The following is a 5,362-nucleotide window of genomic DNA, read 5'->3' as shown; positions in this document are numbered from 1 at the left end:
TACCTGAGCTTGGCACGCTGAACCGTAAAAAAATCAGCGCACTTGTCGGTGTCTGCCCCTATAACCGAGATAGCGGACACTTCAGAGGCAAACGCTGTATCAGTGGTGGCAGAGCCGATATACGAAGCGTACTTTACATGGCCACTCTTGCGGCAACACGTTTCAACCCGGTTATCAAGGCATTCCATAAGCGACTGAAAGAGGCTGGCAAAGTGCCAAAAGTAGCGATAGTAGCATGCATGAGAAAGCTACTGACCATTTTAAACGCCATGATTAAAACCAGTCAAAAGTGGAAGCCAGCTATGGCTAACTAAATGTTACTACTTGACAGAGAACACAGTTGCTCTGTGGCAAATAATTTTTGGAGGATGTTTCGTAATGGCAAAAATCAATGACAACTATTTGAAGTTAAAAGCTGGTTACCTGTTTCCGGAAATCGGCCGCCGCGTGCGTGAATTTACCACTGCCAACCCGGATGCCAAGGTTATCCGCCTGGGTATCGGCGACGTGACCCGCCCTCTGGCACCGGCTGTACTGAAGGCGTTCCATGCCGCCGTGGATGATCTGGCCACCACTGATCAGTTTGCCGGCTATGGCCCGGAGCAGGGCTATGACTGGCTGATCAATGCCATCATCGAGAAGTCCTACAAGCCGCTGGGTGTGGACCTCAAGACCGAGGAGATGTTCATCTCTGACGGCTCCAAGTGCGACTGCGCCAACATCCTGGATATCTTTGCCCTGGACAACGTGGTGGCCATCGGCGACCCGGTCTACCCGGTTTACAACGACACCAACGTCATGATCGGCCGCACCGGCGAGGCAGACGAGAAGGGCTACTATCAGAACATCGTCTACCTGCCCTGCAACGAGGCCAACAACTTTATCCCTTCGCTGCCCACCCAGAAAGTGGACATCATCTATCTCTGCTTCCCCAACAATCCCACCGGCACCGTGGCCAGCAAGGCCGAGTTGAAGAAGTGGGTTGATTACGCCAATGCCAACGACGCCATCATCTTCTTTGATGCTGCCTATGAGGCGTTCATCACCAACCCTGAGATCCCCCACTCCATTTACGAGATCGAAGGGGCCAAGAAGTGCGCCATCGAGTTCCGTTCCTTCTCCAAGACCGCTGGCTTTACCGGCGTGCGTTGCGGTCTGGTGGTAGTACCTGAAGAGGTGATGGGCACCACCGCAACCGGCGAGAAGTACAGCTTCAACAAGCTCTGGCTGCGCCGCACCACCACCAAGTTTAACGGTGCCTCCTATCCGGTTCAGAAGGCTGCTGCTGCTGTCTACAGCGATGAGGGCTGGAAGCAGACCAAAGAGATCATCGACTACTACATGGAGAACGCCCGTATCATCCGTGAAGGCTTGAAAGAGGTTGGCGTTACCTGCTACGGCGGTGTGGATGCTCCCTACATCTGGCTCAAGACCCCCGGCGGCATGAGCAGTTGGGACTTCTTTGACAAGCTGCTGACTGAATGCAACGTGGTCGGTACCCCAGGCTCCGGCTTCGGCCCCAGCGGCGAAGGGTTCTTCCGCCTGTCGGCCTTCGGTCACCGCGAGAATGTGATTGAGGCGGTGGAGAGGATAAAGAAGAATTTGAAGTAAACTAAATGAAGGGGCGCTGATTGCAGCGCCCCTTCTTGTATGGTATGAGATAGCTATGGGTAAACAGGAAGTTATCAACATAATCAGAGACACCAAGCCTGAGCTGGCTATCCGCTACGGAGTGGAGCGGCTGGGGCTGTTCGGTTCCTACGTGCGCGGTCAGCAACGCAAGCGTAGCGATATCGACATTCTGGTTTCTTTTAACCGTGAGATCGATCTGTTCGATTTTGTCGATCTGCGTGAATACCTTGAGGCTCGTCTTCAGCATAAGGTCGATCTGGTGATGGAGTCGGCTTTGAAACCTGCCATTGGCAAACGAATTCTGGCTGAGGTTGAGTATGTCTAAGGGGCGGGAGCTTGCCGATTATCTCGCCGACATCCTCACAGCCATCATTGAGGTTGATCAGTTTATCGCCGGAATGACCATTGATCAGTTTGAAGAAGACCGCAAGACCATCAATGCCGTTATCAGGAGCCTGGAAGTTTTGGGCGAAGCCACCAAGCATATCCCCACCTCTTACCGCAACAAACACCCTGAGATACCTTGGAGTAAGATGGCTGGCATGCGTGACGTGCTGATCCATGACTACATGGGGGTGGACTTGATGACGGTCTGGAAGGTGGCAAAACAAAGGTTGCCAGAGATAAAGCTGTTGGTAGAAGATCTGGTTGCCGAGAAGCGCATTAAGTAAACTGTCCCCGGAATTCCCCCGGCGGTGTGGATGCCCCGTACATCTGGCTCAAGACACCCGGCGGCATGAGCAGCTGGGACTTCTTTGACAAGCTGCTGAACGAATGCAACGTGGTCGGCACCCCCGGCTCCGGCTTCGGCCCCAGTGGCGAAGGGTTCTTCCGCCTCTCGGCCTTCGGCCATCGCGAGAATGTGATTGAGGCGGTGGAGCGGATAAAGAAGAATTTGAAGTAGGAAGAACTGAAAGCGTGCGAAATCTATTTAAATTGGGAATCGGAATTATTCCCCAGAATTTCCACCTCACGATGACAACTCTGAACGTTTATCGGGAAACGGCTAGCAAGAAGAAACACTGTATCCGGCTGGCCTTGAAGCGACAGAGATTGATGGAAATCGCGGCAGAAACAACCATCACATTCAGATACTGACGGAGGACTTGACAGCGATGAAACCCACCCCAAAACCACTCAGTCAGTATCATGTGTTTCTTGCTTCACCTGGTGACGTGGGGGTGGAACGGCAGTACGTACGTAAGTTTTTCGATGATTACAACCGCTCCACGGCCCATATTTGGGGGGCTAGATTTGAGGTTGTGGACTGGGAAAACTACGCGACCATCGGCGTTGGTCGGCCTCAGGAGCTGATTAATCAGCAAACGTTGGAGAAATACCGGGAGTCGCTGGCATTAGTTATCGGCATCATGGGCCAGCGGTTCGGCTCGCCGAGCGGCAAGGCGGAATCGGGAACTGAGGAAGAGTACAACTGGGCGATGGATAGCCATGAGGCCACGGGCTTCCCGGAAATCAAGTGGTTCTTCCGCAAAGTTGACAAGCTGGAGTTGCCGTCCGATCCCGACGAGGCTGACGCTGCGCTGGACCAGTGGAAGAAAGTCCGGGCCTTCCGCAAACGAATGCAGGACCTGAATAAGCCAGTCTTCTACGCTGAGTATCCCAGTGCGACCGGATTTGCAGAGCTCTTCATGCATGACCTCAACCAATGGCTGGCCGATCCGGCACGACCGTGGGCTGCGGAACGGGCAGCCTACGTTGCCGCTTTCAGCGATGCGGTTACAGTCGTATTGCCAGCCGAGTTCGACGCGGACCGTTATCAGGCTGCAGTGAACAAGCGATTTGACAAGCTAAATTTCGAGATGCTCGATACGACCGGCGCGTATTACGGCGGCGTCCGGTTGTGGGGCGTTTTCGTACCGCAATCGGTGCGGGAATGCCACCAATACAACCCACGACTGCTCGAAATACCTAAGGAACACCAGCAGCGGCTGTTGGACTCCGGCGAGATTGATGCCAAAGAACTTGAGGAAACTGACCAGCAGGCGGAACAACTGCGACAGGATTACTTCCGACAGCCACTCCGCCCCGTGCTGGATGTCGTGGACGAGGCCCTGCGTGCATCGCCGGCGGGAGCTGGGCGGAAGCTGGTCATCCTGGGAGACCCTGGTTCCGGCAAATCCTCGTTGATCCGTTTTCTGGCCCTGCGCTGGGCTGGTATTGCCGAGCCCACGGTTCGAAACACGCAGCTGATTCCGCTGGTGGTTGAGTTGGGCGCCTACGCCCGCTGGCAGTGCGACGCTCGCAAGGATTTCGTCCGCTTTCTTGAAGAAGCCCCGGTCTGGCATGAATGGCCCCGCGGCCTGCTCAGCCGACTGCTTGAACAGACCGGACGTGTCGTTCTGCTGCTGGACGGATTGGATGAAGTATTTGATGTGCCGACGCGCGAGTCGGTTATTAACGACATCCAACGATTCAGCAGTCAGTTCACCAGTGTGCCGGTTGTCCTCACGTCGCGCGTCGTGGGCTATCAACCTCAGAGGCTTCTCGACGCCGAGTTCCGCCACTTTATGCTGCAGGATTTGGACGCCTCGCAAATCACCGATTTTTTGAATCGCTGGCACGAGGTGACCTTCGACGATCCGACGCTGGCAATGCCGAAGCGGGACCGTTTGCAGAAGGCGATTCATGAGTCCAAATCAATCGCCATGCTTGCCGGTAACCCGCTGCTGCTGACTATGATGGCCATCCTGAACCGCAACCAGGAACTGCCGAGGGACCGGGCAGACTTGTACACTCAGGCGTCGCGCGTGCTGCTGCACCAGTGGGACACGGAGCGCGCGTTGGAAAACTTTCCGGGTATGAGCACGGAGATCGGACTGCGGGAGAAGAACGACATCCTTCGCCGCATTGCCGCGCACATGCAGGCGGCTCCGAGCGGGCTGAAAGGGAACATGATTGACGGCCAGACGCTCACCTGCTTAATCGAGGACTATCTGCAAAATGAACTACATTTCGCCCAAGCCCGTGCTGCGGCCCGAGCGGTCGTCGAGCAGTTGCGGCACCGCAACTTTATCCTCTGCTTCGTCGGCGCTGACAGCTATGCTTTTGTGCATCGCACGTTCCTTGAGTTCTTTTGTGCCGCCGATTTTGTGCATCAGTTCAATGTTGCTAAGACTCTAGACGTTGATAGCCTAATCGAGTTGTTCGACAAGCACTGCCGCGAGGTGTTACGGCTGATCTGCGGGCAGATCGACGAGCAGTTCGTCAGGCGGATTGTCGAATGCTTGACCACGCGGACGGATTTAGAAAAGTGGGACGGTGTAACACCGCTGCCGGAATTTCCGTTGGCAATCGGCTGTCTGAGTGATGTGCGAAGTGCAAGCAGGCTTGAGGCGGCCGGGTGGAATCTCTTGACCGCTGTTGTTAGCTGTTTCCTAAAGGGAATTAGACCACCGGAGGTATTCGTGCTCGACATAGTTGCTGCAGGGCGCGAAATGGGAAATAGGTGGCCTGGCAAGTCTGCATTTGAGTTTGTTGGTCAACACCCAGAATCCGACGCGTTCTATCACCACTGGCGGTGGCCACATTTCCTGGCTGCAGTATTTGAGCAACGTGCATGGATAGAGGCTTTGAGCCGTTGCAGCAGTTGGGATGTACGGCGTGGTTCGGTTGAAGTATTGGCGGAGAAGTGGCCGGACCAGACAACCCGCGACCTGTTGACCCAGTGCGCTGTCCAGGATGATCACGAGGCAACCCGCAGGGCCGCGCT

The 5,362-nt window shown here is 55.2% G+C and carries 5 protein-coding genes and 1 pseudogene; all 6 read left to right on the top strand.

Annotated elements, in window-relative coordinates:
• Positions 1 to 314, top strand: a 314-nt coding sequence (locus B5D39_RS08970; protein ID WP_139366729.1) for a transposase, incomplete at its 5' end; no start/stop codon positions are given.
• Positions 315 to 378: 64 nt separating this feature from the next.
• Positions 379 to 1,611, top strand: a complete 1,233-nt coding sequence (locus B5D39_RS08965) for an LL-diaminopimelate aminotransferase (protein ID WP_078790130.1) — start codon at positions 379 to 381, stop codon at positions 1,609 to 1,611.
• A 55-nt stretch (positions 1,612 to 1,666) separates the two neighbouring features.
• Entirely contained in the window at positions 1,667 to 1,957 is a 291-nt protein-coding gene (locus B5D39_RS08960; RefSeq protein WP_078790129.1) for a nucleotidyltransferase family protein, read from the top strand.
• The gene (locus tag B5D39_RS08955) at positions 1,950 to 2,303 is read left to right on the top strand and encodes a HepT-like ribonuclease domain-containing protein (RefSeq protein WP_078790128.1); all 354 of its coding nucleotides are present in this window, start codon (positions 1,950 to 1,952) and stop codon (positions 2,301 to 2,303) included. The genes B5D39_RS08960 and B5D39_RS08955 overlap by 8 nt, the downstream gene beginning before the upstream one ends.
• 20 nt (positions 2,304 to 2,323) lie before the next feature.
• Positions 2,324 to 2,536, top strand: a pseudogene (locus B5D39_RS08950) (LL-diaminopimelate aminotransferase); the annotation flags it as partial.
• A 211-nt stretch (positions 2,537 to 2,747) separates the two neighbouring features.
• A partial coding sequence (locus B5D39_RS08945; RefSeq protein WP_139366734.1) for an NACHT domain-containing protein occupies positions 2,748 to 5,362 on the top strand: 2,615 nt, incomplete at its 3' end.

Origin of the sequence: Trichlorobacter thiogenes (genome assembly GCF_900167465.1) — a bacterium.
Taxonomy (GTDB): Bacteria; Desulfobacterota; Desulfuromonadia; order Geobacterales; family Pseudopelobacteraceae; genus Trichlorobacter; species Trichlorobacter thiogenes.
Note: the sequence above shows the minus strand (reverse complement) of the source record. Positions and strands in the feature narration are given on the sequence as shown.